The following is a 17,983-nucleotide window of genomic DNA, read 5'->3' as shown; positions in this document are numbered from 1 at the left end:
CCGATCCTGAATAGTAACAGAGTTACCAACACATTTTGCCAAACTGGAGGACACCATGGCACGAACAGCACTCGTCACCGGCGGATCGCGCGGCATCGGCGCGGCCATTTCCAAAGCACTCAAGGCCGAAGGCTACAACGTTGCTGCCACTTATGCCGGCAATGACGAAGCCGCTGCTGCCTTCACCGGCGAAACCGGCATCAAGACCTACAAATGGAACGTGGCGGACTATGACGAAAGCGCCGCGGGTATTGCCAAAGTCGAAGAAGAAGTCGGCCCGATTGATGTGGTTGTGGCCAACGCAGGTATCACCCGCGACGCGCCTTTCCACAAAATGACGCCCGAACAGTGGCATCAAGTAATCGATACTAACCTAACCGGTGTTTTCAACACTGTGCACCCGGTCTGGCCCGGCATGCGCGAACGCAAATTCGGCCGCATTATCGTGATCAGCTCGATCAACGGCCAGAAAGGCCAATTCGCGCAAGTCAACTATGCCGCCACCAAGGCTGGTGATCTGGGTATCGTCAAATCGCTGGCCCAGGAAGGCGCCCGCGCAGGCATCACCGCCAATGCGGTCTGCCCTGGGTATATCGCCACCGAAATGGTTATGGCAGTGCCTGAAAAAGTCCGTGAATCGATCATCGGTCAGATTCCGGCGGGTCGTCTGGGCGAACCCGAAGAGATCGCGCGCTGCGTGGCCTTCCTGGCCTCCGATGATGCGGGCTTTGTAAACGGATCGACCATCTCGGCCAACGGCGCCCAGTTCTTCGTCTGACCAAAAAGAGCTTTCTATGCATTAGGCCGTCCTCCGGGGCGGCCTTTTTCGTGCGCGGTTAAATCCTCTCCTTGGTAAGGAATACCGCACTAGAAGAGCGCCGTTCATTCAAACTACTATCGCGGGCATTCAATCTATTTTTTGAAAGGACTTTCCAATGCCAGCACCTCACGGTCAAAGCGAATTCATCGGCCTGGACGCTTATTGCAATCGCAGCCATCATCATCACCGCGGTGATCGTTTCGGACGATTGTTCGAAGACCTTCCACCACTCTTTACGGATCCCAGAACACTCGACCGACTAGGCGCACCAAACGGGCCAATGGATGGTGGCGCAACGGGCACCACAGCGCAGACAGTTCCCGTCGGTTTCGTTTTCTTCGGTCAGTTCGTCGATCACGATATCACCCTGGATGTCACAACCAGCCTTGATACAGTCAACTCGGCACATGAGACGCGCAATGCGCGCACGCCAACGCTGGACCTTGATTGCATCTATGGCATGGGCCCCGAGGCACAGCCTTATTTGTATCATGCCTCAGGCAGCTTCAAGGGAGTCAAACTGATCACCGGCGCTGATATCGGAGGCGGCCCGCATGCCGCAGATGATCTGGCCCGGGTCGGCGATGTGGCTTTGATCGGCGATTTCCGCAACGACGAGAATCGGATCGTCAGCCAGATTCAACTGGCGATGATCCGGTTCCACAATAAACTGTGCGACGAACTTTCCGGCGATCACGCAGGCAAGGCGTTGTATGAGGAGGCACGCCGGTTGACCATGTGGCACTATCAATGGTGCGTGGTGCACGATTTCCTGAAGCATATCTGCGGCGAAGGCGTCGTTAGTCGTATTTTGTCCGAGGGACGTCAGCACTATAAATCCGATCAAGCTTATATCCCGGTGGAATTCTCTGTTGCGGGGTATCGTTTTGGCCACGCCATGGTGCCGATGAAAGTGCAAACCCAGCAAGGCGGGTCCAGGTTCGAACTGTTCGGGACCGTCCTGGGCAAAGGGTTCAGCCCGGTCAATGACGCCCGCGCGGTGGCAGATATCCATGAGCTTTTCGAAACCTTCGAAGGGCGTGATGTGCAGCGCGCAGGACGGATGGACGCCAGCATGGCAAGCGACCTGCTGGCCTTGCCCGCGCGGATCGACCCAAATGGACAATCGCTGGCGACCCGCAACATGATCCGCGGTCAAAGCTTTTTGTTACCGTCGGGAGAATCTGTGGCGCGCAGACTGGAACGCCCGGAAAGCGAGATTGAACAGGTTAGTGATGCGGCACGCGCAGCAGAGCCGGCCCTCAACGGTGGAACGCCGCTTTGGTATTACATTCTGAAAGAGGCTGAATTGATCGGGCGCGAAAACCTTGATGGCACCCGCTTACCCGGCGAGGGTCTGGGGCCCGTGGGGGCAACGATGGTAGCCGAAACCATCATCGGGCTGATTGAACTGGATAGTCGCTCCTGGTTAGGCAGCAACCGCAACTGGCGGCCCGGCACGCGCGCGGACAACGCGAATGTCGAACTTTCAACTGTCGGCCATATCCTAACCTACACCTGATCGATTGCCGGACTTACTCGGCATTAACCCTCGCGCGCTATGCTTGGGCCCTCTTTGCCTGAACCCAGGAAGGGGCCCATGCACGGCCACACCGCACCACGCCCGTCGATTTCGAATCCGATCGCTGCCCGTATCGCCGATCTGTCCGATGAATATCTAACTGCATCAGAAGGCAGACGTGAGGAGATCGGGGAGGAGATTTCAGGGCTGATTGCCGGGCGTATTATTCCGATTAGGCAAAGCTGAAACATGAAAAGGGCCAGTCAGATCGACCGGCCCTTTCCGATTTCCAAGTACGCTTGCAACGATCACTCGGAAAAATGGGGTTTTCTGAACCAACGCCAGATTTCTTTTAAAGCATCACTGCGTGCCTGATGGGCTGCGCGGATTGCATCGCGGGTACGGGCGGTTGTCGGTGCTTCGATCATGGTGGAGCCTCCAGAATATCAGTATTACTTGACTGAAATCCATAATAAGCCTGCATTTAAGGACTACAAACGAGACTTTCTTCGCACTCAGTTAAATGATACTAATCTGAAATGAATGATCGACTGCCCCCACTTACTGCGCTGCGCGCCTTTGACGCCGCTGCAAGGCACATGTCTTTTCAGCAAGCCGCGGCTGAGCTTAATGTCACTCCTGCGGCGCTTAGTTTCCAAATTAAATCACTTGAGGAACATTTTGGCGGACTATTGTTCATTCGTCATAACCGCGCTGTTGAACTGACCGAAGCAGGCCGGGCCTTGGCGCCGGGGGCCCGCGACGGGTTTGAAACACTGGTGACCGCGTGGTGCACGGCGCGTCGGGTCACCGATCATGCGTCGCTAACCATCACAACTGGCCCATCCTTCACCGCCATTTGGCTGGCACCAAGGCTTTATAGTTTCGCGCGCGCGCATCCTGACATCGAACTGCGGTTCAGCGCCAGCCTGTCTTTGGTAGACCTGACCCATTCCGAGGTCGATATCGCCATCCGTTTCGGCTACGGCCCTGACAATGCCGACCTTCACGCCGAAAAGTTTCTGGACGATTGGGTAACGCCGATGATGTCACCTGAGCTAGCCGAAAAGTTTCCAAAAGCCAGCGATATGGCCGGGGCACAATTGATTCATCAGGACGATATCAGGTTCCTTGATCCACCCTGCGATTGGCCCGCATGGTTTCGGGCCGCTGGCCTATCGCCGCGCGATTGGACCGGCCAACGATATTCACAGGCTGATCATGCAATTGATGCGGCGATGTCAGGTGCAGGTGTCATCCTCGGGCGCGGTGCGTTGGCCGCACGCGCGCTGAAAGAAGGCCGACTCGTCGCACCATATAAAGTGGCGCTCAAAACCATCGCGGATTACAGAATTATCTGTGAAAAAGGAGCCGAAAATCGGCCCCAGATTGTCGCCTTTCGCGACTGGCTGATCGAACAAACCACATATGTCGCGGAACTGGCCCACGATCACGATCTGATTGACCTGCGTGATGTCTCGTCAGCTTAAGCGTTGACGGACAGTCTTGTAATTTCCTCTTTCAGCCGTAGTTTCTGCTTCTTGAGTTCAGCGATTTCCAGATCACTGGAGCCTGGTGCGCGTTGCGCTTCTTCAACTTGGTTCGAGAGAGTTAGGTGTTTCTTCTTCAGTTCCTCAACATGCGAACTCAAGCTCATGGGCGTTCTCCTCTCTGAAATATTGCCTAGCCAAAGCAGTCCACCACAAATTCGTTCAGGTGTCACGCTGCACGCGCAGCATATTTGGCAAAAATCTACTTAAAGTTGAATTTTACAACCTCAGAATTCCAAGGCGGCCCCGTCCCGCAACACGCAAGCTGTTGCATTTGTGTAGTTTTCGCGATCACCTGGATGGGCAGATCCTTCGTGTAAAATCCACCCCTGATGCAACTTGAAATCAGCACGTCCACCCTTGCGCCCACGCAAAAGGATCAGACGCGCGGCGCGGCCCTGCCGGGGAATCAACGGCAGCACCGTCAGGCTTCCCAAATGCGCGCCGCTGGCGGCCAACAAATCGGGCAACCGCTCTGCTCGATGAATGAAGCTCATGTATCCCTTGGGTGCAATACGTTTGACAGCCACTGCAACCCAGCTGGCAAGCGACAGGTCTTCGCCCAAGGCGACCTCCCGCCCGGCATTCTGGGCAGGCGTGCTGACGCGTCGATCGAAATAAGGTGGGTTAGCGATAACATGTGTGTATTGACGTTGCGTGATGCTCGCAGGTAATTCAGCCAAGTCGGCGGTGATGATCTCGGCCTTCAAATCGTTATCTGACGCGTTCCGCCGCGCCAGTTCCGCATAGGCGGGCTGAAGCTCGACACCCGTCAGTTCGAGATCCGGCACCCGACGCCCTAGACACAGCATTGCTGTACCTGCACCACACCCAAGTTCCAGCACCGTGTCGCCCCGACGCGCGGGGACACTGGCAGCTAATAAAACAGGATCAATTCCTGCGCGATACCCATGTTTTGGCTGGCAAATCCGCAAGCGACCGCCCAGAAAGTCATCTGCGCTAAGCTCATGTTCCTGCCAAGTTTCAGCCATCCACGCCGATTCCGTTATCCGTAAGCGTCCGTGCGGCACGATCATAATCGACCTCACGTACCATCAGACGGCGCGGAAAAATGCCGATCGAACCTTCGAGAACACTCATATTTACGTCCATTTCAAAGCAGTCTATACCCTCGCCCTGAAGCAGGGCCTGAGCAAAGGCAATCGAGGTGGGGTCGGTTGTGCGCAAAAGCTGTTTCATGGGGATGACATAAGGGCACCGTGATCTGTTTGTCGAGCGGTGTGACAGGAGTGTGATGAGTTTGGACCACGCCGCGACAAAGCCGCATGAAAAACTGGCAGCGCACCTGACAGGCAAACTGGATCGGGTCAACACACTGATCCGCGCGCGAATGGAATCGCGCCATGCCCCACGCATCCCCGAAGTGACAGCACATCTGGTTGAGGCAGGCGGTAAACGCCTACGACCTATGCTGACATTGGCGGCGGCCGATATGTGTGGTTATGGCGGTGAATTCGACATCCATCTTGCTGCCACCGTCGAATTTATCCACACGGCAACCTTGCTGCACGACGACGTGGTAGATGAAAGCGGGCAACGGCGTGGCCGCCCCACCGCAAACCTGCTTTGGGATAACAAATCAAGCGTATTGGTAGGTGATTACCTGTTTTCGCGCGCATTCCAATTGATGGTTGAAACCGGGTCATTACGGGTATTGGACATCCTAGCCAACGCGTCCGCCACCATTGCCGAGGGCGAAGTGCTGCAGCTCACTGCTGCGCGTGATCTGGCCACGACCGAAGATATCTATCTGCAAATCGTACGCGGCAAGACCGCGGCGCTATTTTCCGCAGCAACAGAGGTGGGTGGTGTTATTTCTGGTGCGGCCGAGGATCAGATCAAGGCATTGTTCGACTATGGCGATGCGCTTGGGATTGCCTTTCAGATCGTCGACGATCTGCTGGATTATCAAGGGGAAAGCGCCACAACCGGTAAAAACGTGGGTGACGATTTCCGTGAACGCAAGCTGACCTTACCTGTGATCAAAGCAGTTGCCCGCGCTGATGACGAAGAACGCGCCTTTTGGACACGGACCATTGAAAAGGGCGATCAGCGCGACGGTGATTTGGATCAGGCGTTCGCACTGTTAGATCGGCACAACGCGCTTGATCGGACTCGCGAAGATGCGCTTGGCTGGGCGAACAAGGCGAAGACATCGCTCAGGCAATTACCCGATCATTCAGTGCGTCAGATGTTGCTTGATCTGGCGGATTACGTGGTGGCGAGAGTCAGTTAGTCCGAGCAGCGTTCAGTTTGGTCGCAGCGACCCACCATCCCGGATAATCCTGATTCAGCCGACCCGCAGCTGAGGCAGCGGTCTCCGCGTCACCATAGAGCCCAAAACATGTCCCGCCCGAGCCTGACATTCTGGTCAGCAGACATCCCGGCGTCACTGCCAAGGTGTTGAAAACATGCGCGATAATGGGTTCAGCCTCGATCGCGGCATCCTGCAGGTCATTGCGCATTTCGCTGAGCCAGTTGATCAGCTCGCGCGCCGAGGCCCCTACGGGCAAATCGTCCGGCATTGCGGCATTGTCGTGTTTGCGCAGGCACTTGAATACTTCGGCAGTCAGAACCGGCAGTTTCGGATTGACCAGAACAGCATGAAGCGCCGGAAGATCGGGCAGGGAATGAATGTCATTGCCGATACCCTGCATGCGCGCGGCCTGACCATGCATACATACTGGCACATCTGCGCCAAACGCTAAAAGATCATCAGGGATCGGTTTACCGCTGATTTCCGACAATGCGCGAAACGTGGCCGCCGCATCGCTGGACCCGCCGCCGATACCGGCAGCATGTGGCAGGTTTTTTTCCAGTTGGATATGCGCGGACACGCCCATCGCATCCGCTGCGCGCGCTACCATATTGGTACGGTCACGCGGCAGCCCATCAGCCATCGGCCCCTTGATGATCATGATCGGCGTATCCGAGGGCCTGACAGTGATCCGGTCGCCCACATCGGCAAACATCACCAGCGAATCCAACAGATGATAACCATCTTCGCGCTGCCCGGTAACGTGCAACGTCAGGTTGACCTTTGCCGGTGCAAATTCCTTAGCCACCGTCATCGACCACCTTCAGAGGATCGCCGCCCTCTTCCTCAAGCACCTGATCCAGCCCGACTTCCAGCTTGCGGCGAATCCGGTCTGGGTCGACATCGGTGTTGGTTGCACCACCATCAATAAAGGACAACGCGCGATGCCACTGAAATTGTGCTTCCTTGAAACGGCCCACGGCCCAAAGCACATCCCCCAGGTGGTCGTTGACTGTCGGGTCCACCGGCTCAAGCTCGGCGGCGCGTTCCATATGGCCGACGGCCTCATCATAGCGACCCAGGCGGTAGAGAACCCATCCAAGGCTATCAAGGATATATCCGCTGTCAGGACGTGCCGCTACAGCGCGTTCGATCATATCCAATGCCTCGTCCAGATTGATGCGTTTCTCAACCATCGAATAGCCCAGATAGTTCAATACCTGCGGATGCTCGGGGTTCAGCTCAAGCGCCTTGCGAAAATCGGCCTCGGCCTGATCCCACTGGTCAAGACGTTCATGGGCGATGCCGCGTGCATAATGCACGAACCACTGGTCATTGTCGCGTTCAACATAAAGCTTCAGTGCCTTGTCATAGGCCACTACTGCTTTGTCGAATTGTTCCAACTGACGATAGAGGTCCCCTGCTGATACGTGCACGACAGGCACGTCACCATGTGATTTCGCAAGCTGTTCCAGCACTTCGACCGCTGCATCGGTCTTTTCAGACCGACGCAAAGCTTCGGCCCGGCCGAGTTCAGCAATATAATAGGACGGATGATCGCGCGGCACACGTCGGTAGGCGACCGTTGCCAATTCATGCCGCTCCAGGTTTTCCAGAAGTTCGGCAGACATGATGATCGCGTCGACATTATCGGGTGTCAGGTATTCGGCCACACGGGCGTAAAGCAGCACATAATCCTGCCCTGCGTCGACCTGTAAGGCCCGACCCAGCGAATGAAAAACCTCGGACACGCCATCACGTGCACCGGTGATGATGCTGAAAGGAAGTCGTTCCCCCGCAGCCAATTTACCGCGCAACTCGGCAATTTCAGGATCTAAATCCGCCCCGAACAAATCGTCGATAACGGCCACGGCCTCGCCATTGCGTTCAAGTTGGCTCAACACCTGTGCCCAGGCCATCGTGCCGCGCCTGGTGCGCTGCATCGGGCCCTCTGCGTCGCCCGCGAAAATCTTTTCGGCACTTTCAAAATCCCCGACCGAGGCGAGGGCCAACGCTTTGTGGTAAATCGCGAAACTATGCAGCCCGCGTTGTTTGGAAACCTTGTCGAACAATTCGAGGGCTGTTTTCATATCGCCCTTGCCCATATGGGCCCAGGCCGAAATCAGCCCATCGGCAAGCTCTCCGACACCGCGATTTCTTTCAATGCGATCCAGCAATTCGTCAAAAGCCTCGCGGCGCCCTTCATCGGCGATCAACACCATATGGGCGACCTGGCTCAGCAAATCGGCATCTTCGATACGTTGCGCGACGGGCAATGCCTTGTCGATTTGCCCAAGACCTACATACGCCGCAACGGTATTCTCCATCAGCGCCGGGTTTGATGGGTCTTTGGCGAGCGCGCGCGTGAAATGTTCAGCGGCGGCGGTGAAATCATTCTGATACCGTGCCTGACGCGCTGCCAGGTAGGCCCCTACGGCCTCACCTGCATATACTGGTCCTGTCGGCAACTGCAAAGCAGCAACCAGAACAGCAATGGAAAGGGATTTGAGTTTCACGTGTGCCTGCCTTTGGGATTGCTCAAGAGGCAAACTAGTCTGATAGCGCTCTCAAAGCAATGCGGGACGGCCCATTTGCCGCCCCACAAGCAAGAATTCACGCGCCTTTTACATGTTGGGATAATTCGGCCCGTCACCGCCCTGTGGCGTGACCCAGTTGATGTTCTGACTTGGATCTTTGATGTCACAGGTTTTGCAATGCACACAGTTCTGGAAATTGATGACGAATTTGTCATCAACGACCTCGTACACACCGGCCGGGCAATAGCGCTGCGCGGGTTCGGCGTATTTCGGCATGTTGATCGACATCGGCACATTTGGATCCTTCAACTGCAAATGGGCTGGCTGGCTTTCCTCGTGATTGGTCATCGAAAAGCTGACATTGGTCAGGCGGTCAAAGCTCAGCTTGCCATCGGGTTTGGGATAGTCGATCGGCTTGTGCGTGCTGGCCTGTTCGGTCGCTGCGGCATCGGTCTTGCCATGTTTGAGCGTACCAAACAGTGAAAAGCCCAGGGTGTTGGTCCACATGTCGACGCCGCCCAGGGTAAGGCTGGCCAGAAGGCCGTATTTCGACCAGAGCGGTTTTACATTGCGCACCTTCTTAAGATCTTTGCCGATCTGGCCCGTGCGCACTTCGGTTTCGTAATCGTTCAGTTCATCGCTTGCACGACCACCTGAGATCGCGGCATGAGCCGCCTCGGCGGCCGCCATACCCGACAGCATCGCGTTGTGATTGCCTTTGATCCGCGGCACGTTGACCATGCCCACCGAACAGCCAAGCAGCGCAACACCCGGCGCCACCATCTTGGGCATCGACTGGAAACCACCTTCGGAAATCGCGCGCGCACCGTAAGCGACCCGCTTACCGCCCTTCAGCAACTCAGCCACCATTGGATGATGCTTGAAGCGTTGAAACTCCATGTACGGGAAAAGGTGCGGATTGCGATAATTCAGATGTACCACGAAACCCACATAAACCTGATTGTTCTCAAGGTGATAGATAAATGATCCACCGCCCGCGTTAGACCCCAGGGGCCAGCCCATCGTGTGCGTGACCGAACCTTCCTTGTGCTTGGCGGGGTCAATCTCCCAGATCTCTTTCATACCAAGACCGAATTTCTGCGGTTCTTTGCCATGTGACAGCTCGTATTTGGCGATCACTTCCTTGGCCAGACTGCCGCGCACACCTTCGCTGAGAAATACATATTTGCCGTGCAGTTCCATGCCCGGTTCATAGTTCGGACCATGTGTACCATCGGCTTCTTTACCGAATTCACCCGCGACCACGCCTTTAACACTGCCATCATCGTCATAGACAATTTCCGAACATGCCATGCCGGGGAAAATCTCTACTCCCAGCTCCTCGGCCTGCTCTGCCATCCAGCGGCAGACATTGCCCATCGAAACGATGTAATTGCCGTGATTGTTCATCAGTGGCGGCATCGGGAAGTTCGGAATCCGGATTTTGCCCGCTTCGCCAAGCATGAAGAAATTATCGTCCTTCACGGGCGTATTCAGCGGCGCACCTTTTTCTTTCCAATCAGGGATCAGCGCGTCAAGACCGCAGGGATCAAGCACAGCACCCGACAGGATATGCGCCCCAACCTCACTGCCCTTTTCCAACACAACGACCTCGCGTTCGGGATCAAGCTGCTTCAGGCGGATTGCGGCACTGAGACCGGCAGGGCCTGCGCCCACAATCACAACATCGTATTCCATCGTTTCGCGTTCAATCTCGGCCATTCTGCACGCTCCTCTCGGGCAAAAAACGTTTGAGATTGGCTAAACTAGAGATTGGGTTAATGCAATCGCGACGGGGCGTTAAAGCACTCTATCGCAGGGAAATTACGTAATTTACGCTGGATTTGACGGTATTCACGCAAGAGCGGCCAAACACTAACGCAGGCTTGCGTAGATGTTCAGTACCTGGTCGACCTCGTCCCCATTCCGAATCCGCGGATCATAAAGCGCTTCCAGAAGCCTCTGATCGTAATCGCGGGGCTTTTCTTCGGCCAGGTTATCAAATGTGAAAAAGGGAGAATCCTGCGCGTCATTCATCAAACCCATCGCCTGCACCATCTCTTCGTAAATGCACGCTTTTTGCATCTGGGGGTCGATGGTTGGCGCAATCAGAATCGTGCCGAAATGGATGCTCTCACCATTAGACAACACCTTGAAATAGCACGGCCCACTGCCCTGAACGTAGCTACGCGTAAGGTTACCCGTATAGCGGCCATAAGCTGTCAACGCGATGAAATGCGAAGCGAGAGGCGGCGAAACCATGAAGACGAAGATGTTGGCCGAAAGCTGGAGGTCTTCCTTCTGCGCGATGAGCAAATCCGACGTCATCTGCCCGGACTCAGTTTTGCGTGGGCTGTAGCGCGAGGCCGTGTAAAACCGCGGATCAAAGGTAGCGTCGGTCAAATTGACGAAGGTCGGCTGCTCAATCGGCAGCCCGGTTGCGGCGGCGATGAAATCGGTCACCTCTGCAAATGCCGGTTGATCGACAGGTTGGTCATGCACGACAACAAAGCGTGGCGGATAGTGCCATTTCTTGACCGTGTTCGACTTGGCCGTGACGATAACCCGAGCATCTTCCAGATCGTCAGCGGCAACGCTGCCTACGCCCCATGAAGCCAAACCCACGGCCACTGCTGTTAAGACATTAATGACTTTACGCATTTGCAACCCCTACGATACCTGTATAGGCAAAAACATGCCATAAATTGCGCTCAAGTCAAATCACACTTGCCAATATTTGTGGAACTTTTTGTGATTCGGACGTTACGTAAAATTTACCAAGTTTTAACTACTGCGTTCGGAAGTTCCCGAAGATGTTCTGGCGATGGTGATCGAGAGACACTTTGGGGGGTCAGGATAGACGCGCCGCTGCGACCGGCGAAAAACGGCAAGTTTTCAAGCAGGCGCATATGATTGCGTTGCCTTATGTCATCATCTATTGCATCCGCTGCCTCGGTCGGGGCAATCTTGCGTGATGAATTGGAAAAATGGGGTCATGCCGCGACCCCCGCATATGACAGTGGACGATTGATATGGAAAAGATCCCTATGACACACGCGGGGTTTGCCGCGCTTGAAGCTGAGCTGAAACAGCTGAAGTCGGTGGAACGCCCGGCCATCATTCGTGCCATCTCGGAGGCGCGTGAGCATGGCGATCTTTCTGAAAATGCTGAATACCATTCGGCCAAGGAAAAACAGTCCTTCATCGAAGGTCGTGTGAAAGAGCTGGAAGGCGTGATCGGCCTGGCAGAGGTGATCGACCCTGCCAAACTATCAGGCACGATCAAATTCGGAGCCACCGTCACCCTCGTGGACGAAGACACCGACGAGGAAAAGACCTGGCAGATCGTGGGCGAGCATGAAGCCAGCATTGAAAACGGCCTTCTGAACATCAAATCGCCCATTGCGCGCGCGCTGATCGGCAAAGATGAGGGCGATAGTGTCGAAGTGCGCACTCCTGGTGGCGAGCGGTCCTACGAAGTGTTAAAGATCGCCTATATCTGACAGGCAAACTGACATGTCGAACCAACCGGATTCGCATCCGACCCCGCTGGGGATTTATGACAAGGCCCGCAAGGAGACGATCACCGGTATCGAGGTGATCGCGATTGCGCTATCGCTGCTGTGGCTGCTTGGCACAGCGGTGTTTTTTCTGGTGCTTGCGCCAAGCGGCGTGTTTAACGGATCGGGCGGGGCGCTGCAATTTGTCATGATCCTGCTGGCAATTTTCATGCCGGTGGCGATGATCTGGGTAGCGGCCACAGCGGCACGCGCCAGCAAGGTCATGCGGGAAGAAAGTCAGCGATTACAAACGGCTATCGACGCGATCCGTCAAACCTACGTGGCGCAAAGCCAGGGACGGAACACCACATCAGAGCCATCTGTCGCCAAAAAACTGGATGAGATTGCAGCCGCCCAGCGCAAGACAGAAAATGCCCTGGCGACGTTTTCATCTACCCGTCAGGCAGCGCCCGTCCAACCAGCCCCGCCCCCGACCGAGGTCGAGGCCACACATGACGATCAGGTCGCCCTTCCGCTTGGCACGTCCGCCGAGGATCTGCAGCCCCCGCCTGAAAAATCCGACTTTATCCGGGCGCTCAACTTTCCGGAGAACGCGGGCGACAAGGCCGGGTTTGCAGCGCTTCGGCGCGCGTTGAAAGACCGGACGACGGCCCAACTGATCCAGGCGGCTCAGGACGTTCTGACACTGCTGTCGCAGGATGGCATCTATATGGATGATCTGCGGCCGGACATGGCCCGCCCCGAGATCTGGCGGCGCTTTGGCGCCGGTGAACGCGGGCGCACAATTGCATCACTGGGAGGTGTACGGGACCGGTCGTCGCTGGCCCTGGCCGCAACCCGGATGCGCAGCGACACGATTTTCCGCGATGCGGCACATCACTTCCTGCGTCTCTTTGATCGGATGTTCACACAGTTTGCCGAGACAGCTTCGGACGCGGAAATATCCGAGCTGTCCGACACCCGCACCGCGCGCGCCTTCATGTTGCTGGGTCGCGTGGCCGGGACGTTTAACTAAAACACGATAGCGTTGTGGCCTGCCTGGTTAAGGATTGATTACAAGGCACAACCGCGTCCGGAGCCGCGCAGCACCCGAATCGCCCGCCGACCCCTGGTTAACAAGGCAATTCCACTATCGGTATAACGTCGGTATTTTGTCGGTATTACGTCGGTGTCAGACACCGAAAACGGCGCCGTTAACAGGGCGCACGCCCCGGAGCCTGCCAAAGGCAGGTTTATCCAACTTTGGATGACGGATATCGCGAATCGCTTTCCGAGGGGTGCTGCACATATGATGGGTCAGCCTGCGGGCGCAGGTTTGACGATCTGTTATCCCTGACCGTCCGGGCTGACTGGGGAACGGTCACGATTGCCAATCGCGCCTGCAACAATAGCCGCATCCCGATCAGGTGAACCCAACCCTCTGGTTTTCTACTGACATACTGCTGTCAGCAGAGACATGGTAAGAAGCAAATCCTCAGCAATTTGCGAGCAACCATGCCAACTCAGGAAACCGATGGAACACGCCAGCTACTTGGCATTGGTTTGGTGCTTGCCTCCACCGTGGCGTTCAGTCTTTCGGGTGTGCTGACCAAGGCGATCGAAAGCGACACCTGGACAATTGCCTGCTGGCGCGGGCTGCTTGGTGCGGTGTGCATTGTAACCTATGTTCTTTGGCGTAACCGCACCGACCCCAGCCCAGCTGGGATTCGCCTTGGATGGCGCGGGTGGTTGCTGGCCAGTGTCGGAAGCCTTGCCAGCCTGGCCTTCATCGCCGCCTTCAAGATGACCTATGTCGCGAATGTCGCGATCATCTATGCCACCGTGCCATTTGCGGCGGCGCTTCTTGAATGGGTAATGCTGCGCCAGAAGGTGCGACGCCCGACAATGATTGCGGCGATGATTTCAGTCGTGGGCGTGCTTGTCATCGTCGGCGCAGGGGCTGGTTCGATCAACCTTCTTGGTGATTTCGTGGCTGTGCTGATGATGCTTGGCAATGCGCTCTATATGGTTCTTATCAGGGTGTTCAGCCAAACACCGGTTGTTCTGGCAGGGGCGGCGTCTGCCTTCCAACTGTTCGTCATTGGATGGTTTTTGACTGATCCTCTTGCCGTAAGCCTGCAGGATGGCGTGCTGTTAACGGTTTTCGGCCTGTCCTTCGCCATCGCTGTTATTTTGTGGACCGAGGGGACCAGATGCATCACCGCTGCTGAATCCGGCCTTCTGGGCGCGGCAGAGGTGCCGCTGGCAATCCTGATGGCCTGGATGTTTCTGGCAGAAGTTCCGCCGATGGCGAGCTTCGCGGGCGGCCTTTTGGTTTTATGCGCCGTTCTCTGGCATGCCGTCGGAGATTACCGCCGGGCAAATCCTGTGCGCCGCTGAATGACTGTTTCGGGCCCCTGCGAGCCAGCATGATCGTTGCGCCAGGGACACCTGTTTTTCGTCGCAGACACAATCATGGACATTCGGTCGTGAATCGATTGTGCTTGGCGTTTGGACTAGATTGCCGGGCTTTCTATACCGTTGATCGTGCAGGAGAACGAAACCTATGGATAATGATATGTCGGAATCGTCTGAATATATTCATGGCAGTTCGCCGGAAGAACAGCACCGGTTGTCCTTACTGAACGACATCCTGAATGTGGCCTGCCTGAAAGAGCTCAACCTCAGACCAGGCGAGAAGGTCCTGGATTTTGGCAGCGGGCTTGGCCAGTTTACGCGTCTCATGGCGCGGACGGTGGGCGGCAAGGGACAGGTCGTCGGCGTTGAACGCGATCAAGATCAGCTATCACAGGCAAAGCGGCTCGCCGACAGTTCAGGCGAGGCAGCGTTTGTGGAGTTTCGCCAAGGTGATGCGCTGGAGCCGCCGTTGAGTGCGGCAGAATGGGGAACGTTCGACCTGGCGCATACGCGTTTTCTTCTGGAGCATGTTCCCCGCCCGGCATTGGTCATTGAACAGATGGTTCGTTCGGTTCGCCCTGGCGGGCGCGTCTTTGTCACTGATGATGATCATGGCGACTTTCGCCCGTGGCCCGAACCCCAGGGGTTCCAGACCCTTTGGCGGGCGTATGTGCGTTCATATGAAATGCTTGGCAATGACCCCTATGTTGGGCGACGCCTTGTTTCGTTGCTGCAAGATGGCGGGCTGACCTCTATACGCAACAGTTGCGTGTTCTTTGGGGGGTGTGCCGGAAATGAAGGATTTCAGGCGATTGCTGACAATTTGATTGGCGCGCTTGAAGGCGCCAAAGAGGCGATATTGTCTGGCGAGCTTCTGGACGAAAAGTCGTTCCACGCGGGTATGGACGGGCTTCGGCAATGGAAGGCGCATCCCTCGTCTGCCTTGTGGTACTCGGCCTGTTGTGCCGAAGGTTTCGTGCCGCATTGAGGTTTTGGGGTTGTCTGAAATCCGAACCAAGGGGCCGGTTCAGAGAGGTTCAATAAGAGTGGGTGTCCAGCATATCGTGATCACCCGGCAATGGTGAGGAGACGGAAACCCGGAATAGGAAAGAGCCGCGGCATTCGCCATAATGGGTTCAACCAAGCCGTTCTGGAATTAAACTTGCATTGCACCGCCGCCAACGAAAAGGGGCCGCCCGAAGGCAGCCCCGATCCGTTTGCACAAAGGCGCTGGCTTACATCATGCCGCCCATGCCGCCCATGTCGGGCATACCGCCAGCGGCGGGGGCATCTTTGACAGGCTTGTCGGCAACCATCGCCTCAGTGGTGATCAGCAGGCCTGCGATCGAAGCTGCATCTTCCAGCGCGGTACGCACAACCTTGGCCGGGTCGATGACGCCGAACGAGAACATGTCGCCATATTCTTCGGTCTGTGCGTTAAAGCCAAACTTGGCGTCACTGCTTTCGCGGATCTTGCCAGCCACAACCGAGCCGTCAACGCCGGAGTTTTCAGCGATCTGACGCAGCGGTGCTTCCAGTGCCTTGCGAACGATGGTGATACCGTTGTTCTGGTCGCTGTTGGCGCCTTCGAGACCGGCCAGGGCGTTTGCGGCCTGAACCAGCGATACGCCACCGCCGACAACGATGCCTTCTTGAACGGCGGCACGGGTTGCGTTCAGCGCGTCATCAACACGGTCCTTACGCTCTTTCACTTCGACCTCGGTCATGCCACCGACGCGGATAACGGCAACGCCGCCCGCCAGTTTGGCAACACGCTCTTGCAGTTTTTCACGGTCGTAGTCGCTGGTGGTTTCTTCGATCTGGGTGCGGATCTGGCTGACGCGCGCTTCCAGTTCAGCTTTTTCACCGGCACCGTCGATGATGGTGGTTTCGTCCTTGGTGATGTCCACCTTCTTGGCCGAACCCAGCATTTCCATGGTGACCGATTCCAGCTTCATGCCGAGATCTTCGCTGATCACCTGACCGCCGGTCAGGATGGCGATGTCCTGCAGCATGGCTTTGCGGCGATCGCCGAAACCAGGTGCTTTGACCGCAGCAATTTTCAGGCCGCCGCGCAATTTGTTGACCACGAGGGTCGCCAGCGCTTCGCCTTCAACGTCTTCAGCAATGATCAGCAGCGGTTTCTGCGACTGGATCACCTGCTCGAGCAGCGGAACCATAGGCTGGAGGCTCGACAGTTTCTTTTCGTGCAGCAGGATCATGCAGTCTTCAAGCTCTGCAATCATCTTGTCGCTGTTGGTCACGAAATAGGGGCTCAGGTAGCCACGGTCGAACTGCATGCCCTCGACCACATCGGTCTCGGTTTCCAGACCTTTGTTTTCCTCGACGGTGATCACACCCTCGTTGCCAACCTTCTGCATCGCGTCTGCGATCTGCTGACCGATTTCGGCTTCGCCGTTGGCCGAGATGGTGCCGACCTGCGCAACTTCGGCGCTGTCCTTGACTTCGCGGGCGGCTTCTTTGATCGACGCAACCACTTTCGAGGTCGCCAGATCGATGCCGCGCTTCAGATCCATCGGGTTCATGCCCGCGGCAACGGCTTTCATGCCTTCGCGTACGATGGCCTGGGCCAGAACGGTGGCGGTTGTGGTGCCGTCGCCGGCTTCGTCATTGGTGCGGCTGGCGACTTCTTTCACCATTTGCGCGCCCATGTTTTCGAACTTGTCTTCCAGTTCGATTTCCTTGGCAACCGATACACCGTCCTTGGTGATGCGCGGTGCGCCGAAGGATTTGTCCAGAACAACGTTACGGCCTTTCGGGCCCAGCGTTACCTTGACCGCGTCGGCCAGAATGTTCACGCCGCGCAGCATCTTGTTGCGGGCATCGGTATCGAATTTGACGTCTTTAGCAGCCATGTCTCGATTTCCTTTGAATTAGTGTTTCACTCAGCGTGTTCAGGCGATGATGCCCAGAATGTCGCTTTCTTTCATGATCAGCAGCTCTTCGCCGTCCAGCGTGATCTCGGTGCCCGACCATTTGCCGAACAGAACCCGATCACCGGCCGAAATCGACATCGCGATCAGCTCACCGCTGTCTTTGCGAGCGCCTTCGCCACAAGCGACGACTTCGCCTTCGCTCGGCTTTTCCTTGGCGCTGTCGGGGATGATCAATCCGCCGGAGGTTTTCTCTTCGCTTTCAACGCGGCGTACAACGACGCGATCATGTAGCGGTTTAAATGCCATCTCTGAGGCTCCTTAGCTCAAAGTTACTCCCTATGGCCCCTCCCCAAAGGTTATGGTGGGGCCGTTAGCACTCACTCGGTTCGAGTGCTAACGGCGCATAGCTAAGGATGTGATTATTCGGAGTCAACAACTTCGGGTGAATTTTTTCCGAGCAT

At 56.3% G+C, this 17,983-nt stretch carries 18 protein-coding genes; 9 read left to right on the top strand and 9 right to left on the bottom strand.

All coding sequences use genetic code 11. The features are described from left to right. Window positions 1–55: 55 nt before the first annotated feature. The 4 genes from phbB to gcvA all read left to right on the top strand — a co-directional run bounded on the left by phbB (window position 56) and on the right by gcvA (window position 3,832). On the top strand, window positions 56–778 hold the full coding sequence (gene phbB, locus Q1B27_RS12865; RefSeq protein WP_299848154.1) for an acetoacetyl-CoA reductase: 723 nt from the start codon (window positions 56–58) through the stop codon (window positions 776–778). Between the two features lie 157 nt (window positions 779–935). Continuing rightward, a complete protein-coding gene (locus tag Q1B27_RS12860; protein ID WP_299848152.1) occupies window positions 936–2,342 on the top strand; it encodes a heme peroxidase family protein in 1,407 nt (468 codons plus the stop codon). Window positions 2,343–2,420: 78 nt separating this feature from the next. Next, entirely contained in the window at window positions 2,421–2,588 is a 168-nt protein-coding gene (locus Q1B27_RS12855; protein ID WP_299848150.1) for a hypothetical protein, read from the top strand. A gap of 293 nt (window positions 2,589–2,881) precedes the next feature. Then, window positions 2,882–3,832, top strand: coding sequence for a transcriptional regulator GcvA (gene gcvA / locus Q1B27_RS12850; RefSeq protein ID WP_299848147.1), 951 nt, complete (start codon window positions 2,882–2,884; stop codon window positions 3,830–3,832). Here gcvA and Q1B27_RS12845 read toward each other — a convergent pair. The 3 genes from Q1B27_RS12845 to Q1B27_RS12835 form a co-directional block, all read right to left on the bottom strand. Continuing rightward, window positions 3,829–3,999 carry a DUF465 domain-containing protein gene (locus Q1B27_RS12845; RefSeq protein WP_299848145.1) on the bottom strand — a complete coding sequence of 57 codons (171 nt, stop codon included), beginning with the start codon at window positions 3,997–3,999 and terminating at the stop codon, window positions 3,829–3,831. The genes gcvA and Q1B27_RS12845 overlap by 4 nt on opposite strands. A gap of 120 nt (window positions 4,000–4,119) precedes the next feature. Further along, on the bottom strand, window positions 4,120–4,884 hold the full coding sequence (locus Q1B27_RS12840; RefSeq protein WP_299848142.1) for a methyltransferase: 765 nt from the start codon (window positions 4,882–4,884) through the stop codon (window positions 4,120–4,122). Next, window positions 4,877–5,092 (bottom strand): DUF2007 domain-containing protein, encoded by a 216-nt coding sequence (locus tag Q1B27_RS12835; protein WP_299848140.1) that lies wholly within the window; start codon window positions 5,090–5,092, stop codon window positions 4,877–4,879. Before Q1B27_RS12835 ends, Q1B27_RS12840 begins: the two co-directional genes overlap by 8 nt. Before the next feature lie 55 nt (window positions 5,093–5,147). On the opposite strand from Q1B27_RS12835, the gene Q1B27_RS12830 reads away from it, so the two are divergent. Beyond that, the gene (locus tag Q1B27_RS12830; protein WP_299848137.1) at window positions 5,148–6,149 is read left to right on the top strand and encodes a polyprenyl synthetase family protein; all 1,002 of its coding nucleotides are present in this window, start codon (window positions 5,148–5,150) and stop codon (window positions 6,147–6,149) included. On the opposite strand, the gene Q1B27_RS12825 is transcribed toward Q1B27_RS12830, so the two are convergent. The 4 genes from Q1B27_RS12825 to Q1B27_RS12810 all read right to left on the bottom strand — a co-directional run bounded on the left by Q1B27_RS12825 (window position 6,142) and on the right by Q1B27_RS12810 (window position 11,368). Then, complete coding sequence (locus Q1B27_RS12825; protein ID WP_299848136.1) at window positions 6,142–6,984, bottom strand: 4-(cytidine 5'-diphospho)-2-C-methyl-D-erythritol kinase; 843 nt, start codon at window positions 6,982–6,984, stop codon at window positions 6,142–6,144. The two genes, Q1B27_RS12830 and Q1B27_RS12825, sit on opposite strands and share 8 nt — an antisense overlap. Further along, window positions 6,971–8,686, bottom strand: coding sequence for a tetratricopeptide repeat protein (locus Q1B27_RS12820; RefSeq protein ID WP_299848135.1), 1,716 nt, complete (start codon window positions 8,684–8,686; stop codon window positions 6,971–6,973). The genes Q1B27_RS12825 and Q1B27_RS12820 overlap by 14 nt, the downstream gene beginning before the upstream one ends. A 108-nt stretch (window positions 8,687–8,794) precedes the next feature. Next, window positions 8,795–10,429, bottom strand: coding sequence for an electron transfer flavoprotein-ubiquinone oxidoreductase (locus tag Q1B27_RS12815; protein ID WP_299848134.1), 1,635 nt, complete (start codon window positions 10,427–10,429; stop codon window positions 8,795–8,797). 153 nt (window positions 10,430–10,582) lie between these two features. Further along, entirely contained in the window at window positions 10,583–11,368 is a 786-nt protein-coding gene (locus Q1B27_RS12810) for a DUF2927 domain-containing protein (RefSeq protein ID WP_299848133.1), read from the bottom strand. A gap of 371 nt (window positions 11,369–11,739) precedes the next feature. Here Q1B27_RS12810 and greA point away from each other — a divergent pair, with 371 nt between their 5' ends. The 4 genes from greA to Q1B27_RS12790 all read left to right on the top strand — a co-directional run bounded on the left by greA (window position 11,740) and on the right by Q1B27_RS12790 (window position 15,613). Then, the gene (greA, locus tag Q1B27_RS12805) at window positions 11,740–12,210 is read left to right on the top strand and encodes a transcription elongation factor GreA (RefSeq protein ID WP_299848131.1); all 471 of its coding nucleotides are present in this window, start codon (window positions 11,740–11,742) and stop codon (window positions 12,208–12,210) included. A gap of 13 nt (window positions 12,211–12,223) precedes the next feature. Continuing rightward, window positions 12,224–13,243, top strand: a complete 1,020-nt coding sequence (locus Q1B27_RS12800; protein ID WP_299848129.1) for a hypothetical protein — start codon at window positions 12,224–12,226, stop codon at window positions 13,241–13,243. A 479-nt stretch (window positions 13,244–13,722) separates the two neighbouring features. Beyond that, window positions 13,723–14,607 carry a DMT family transporter gene (locus tag Q1B27_RS12795; RefSeq protein WP_299848128.1) on the top strand — a complete coding sequence of 295 codons (885 nt, stop codon included), beginning with the start codon at window positions 13,723–13,725 and terminating at the stop codon, window positions 14,605–14,607. Between the two features lie 166 nt (window positions 14,608–14,773). Further along, the gene (locus tag Q1B27_RS12790; protein ID WP_299848127.1) at window positions 14,774–15,613 is read left to right on the top strand and encodes a methyltransferase domain-containing protein; all 840 of its coding nucleotides are present in this window, start codon (window positions 14,774–14,776) and stop codon (window positions 15,611–15,613) included. Window positions 15,614–15,860: 247 nt separating this feature from the next. Here the strand turns inward: Q1B27_RS12790 and groL are convergent, their stop codons facing one another. Next, on the bottom strand, window positions 15,861–17,501 hold the full coding sequence (gene groL, locus Q1B27_RS12785) for a chaperonin GroEL (protein WP_299848126.1): 1,641 nt from the start codon (window positions 17,499–17,501) through the stop codon (window positions 15,861–15,863). Window positions 17,502–17,540: 39 nt separating this feature from the next. After that, window positions 17,541–17,828: a co-chaperone GroES gene (locus tag Q1B27_RS12780; protein WP_299848124.1), complete on the bottom strand. Its 288-nt coding sequence runs from the start codon at window positions 17,826–17,828 to the stop codon at window positions 17,541–17,543. Window positions 17,829–17,983 lie beyond the last annotated feature (155 nt).

The organism is uncultured Roseovarius sp., assembly GCF_947489715.1.
Classification (GTDB): domain Bacteria; phylum Pseudomonadota; class Alphaproteobacteria; order Rhodobacterales; family Rhodobacteraceae; genus Roseovarius.
The sequence above is the reverse complement of the archived record's forward strand: the minus strand, read 5'-3'. Positions and strand labels throughout refer to the sequence as shown.

What these genes read in the sequence shown, in the direction of transcription:
- phbB (WP_299848154.1), top strand. Translation starts at nt 56, where the DNA reads ATGGCACGAACAGCACTCGTCACCGGCGGATCGCGCGGCATCGGCGCG.
- Q1B27_RS12860 (WP_299848152.1), top strand. Translation starts at nt 936, where the DNA reads ATGCCAGCACCTCACGGTCAAAGCGAATTCATCGGCCTGGACGCTTAT.
- Q1B27_RS12855 (WP_299848150.1), top strand. Translation starts at nt 2,421, where the DNA reads ATGCACGGCCACACCGCACCACGCCCGTCGATTTCGAATCCGATCGCT.
- gcvA (WP_299848147.1), top strand. Translation starts at nt 2,882, where the DNA reads ATGAATGATCGACTGCCCCCACTTACTGCGCTGCGCGCCTTTGACGCC.
- Q1B27_RS12845 (WP_299848145.1), bottom strand. Translation starts at nt 3,999, where the DNA reads ATGAGCTTGAGTTCGCATGTTGAGGAACTGAAGAAGAAACACCTAACT.
- Q1B27_RS12840 (WP_299848142.1), bottom strand. Translation starts at nt 4,884, where the DNA reads ATGGCTGAAACTTGGCAGGAACATGAGCTTAGCGCAGATGACTTTCTG.
- Q1B27_RS12835 (WP_299848140.1), bottom strand. Translation starts at nt 5,092, where the DNA reads ATGAAACAGCTTTTGCGCACAACCGACCCCACCTCGATTGCCTTTGCT.
- Q1B27_RS12830 (WP_299848137.1), top strand. Translation starts at nt 5,148, where the DNA reads ATGAGTTTGGACCACGCCGCGACAAAGCCGCATGAAAAACTGGCAGCG.
- Q1B27_RS12825 (WP_299848136.1), bottom strand. Translation starts at nt 6,984, where the DNA reads ATGACGGTGGCTAAGGAATTTGCACCGGCAAAGGTCAACCTGACGTTG.
- Q1B27_RS12815 (WP_299848134.1), bottom strand. Translation starts at nt 10,429, where the DNA reads ATGGCCGAGATTGAACGCGAAACGATGGAATACGATGTTGTGATTGTG.
- Q1B27_RS12810 (WP_299848133.1), bottom strand. Translation starts at nt 11,368, where the DNA reads ATGCGTAAAGTCATTAATGTCTTAACAGCAGTGGCCGTGGGTTTGGCT.
- greA (WP_299848131.1), top strand. Translation starts at nt 11,740, where the DNA reads ATGGAAAAGATCCCTATGACACACGCGGGGTTTGCCGCGCTTGAAGCT.
- Q1B27_RS12800 (WP_299848129.1), top strand. Translation starts at nt 12,224, where the DNA reads ATGTCGAACCAACCGGATTCGCATCCGACCCCGCTGGGGATTTATGAC.
- Q1B27_RS12795 (WP_299848128.1), top strand. Translation starts at nt 13,723, where the DNA reads ATGCCAACTCAGGAAACCGATGGAACACGCCAGCTACTTGGCATTGGT.
- Q1B27_RS12790 (WP_299848127.1), top strand. Translation starts at nt 14,774, where the DNA reads ATGGATAATGATATGTCGGAATCGTCTGAATATATTCATGGCAGTTCG.
- groL (WP_299848126.1), bottom strand. Translation starts at nt 17,501, where the DNA reads ATGGCTGCTAAAGACGTCAAATTCGATACCGATGCCCGCAACAAGATG.
- Q1B27_RS12780 (WP_299848124.1), bottom strand. Translation starts at nt 17,828, where the DNA reads ATGGCATTTAAACCGCTACATGATCGCGTCGTTGTACGCCGCGTTGAA.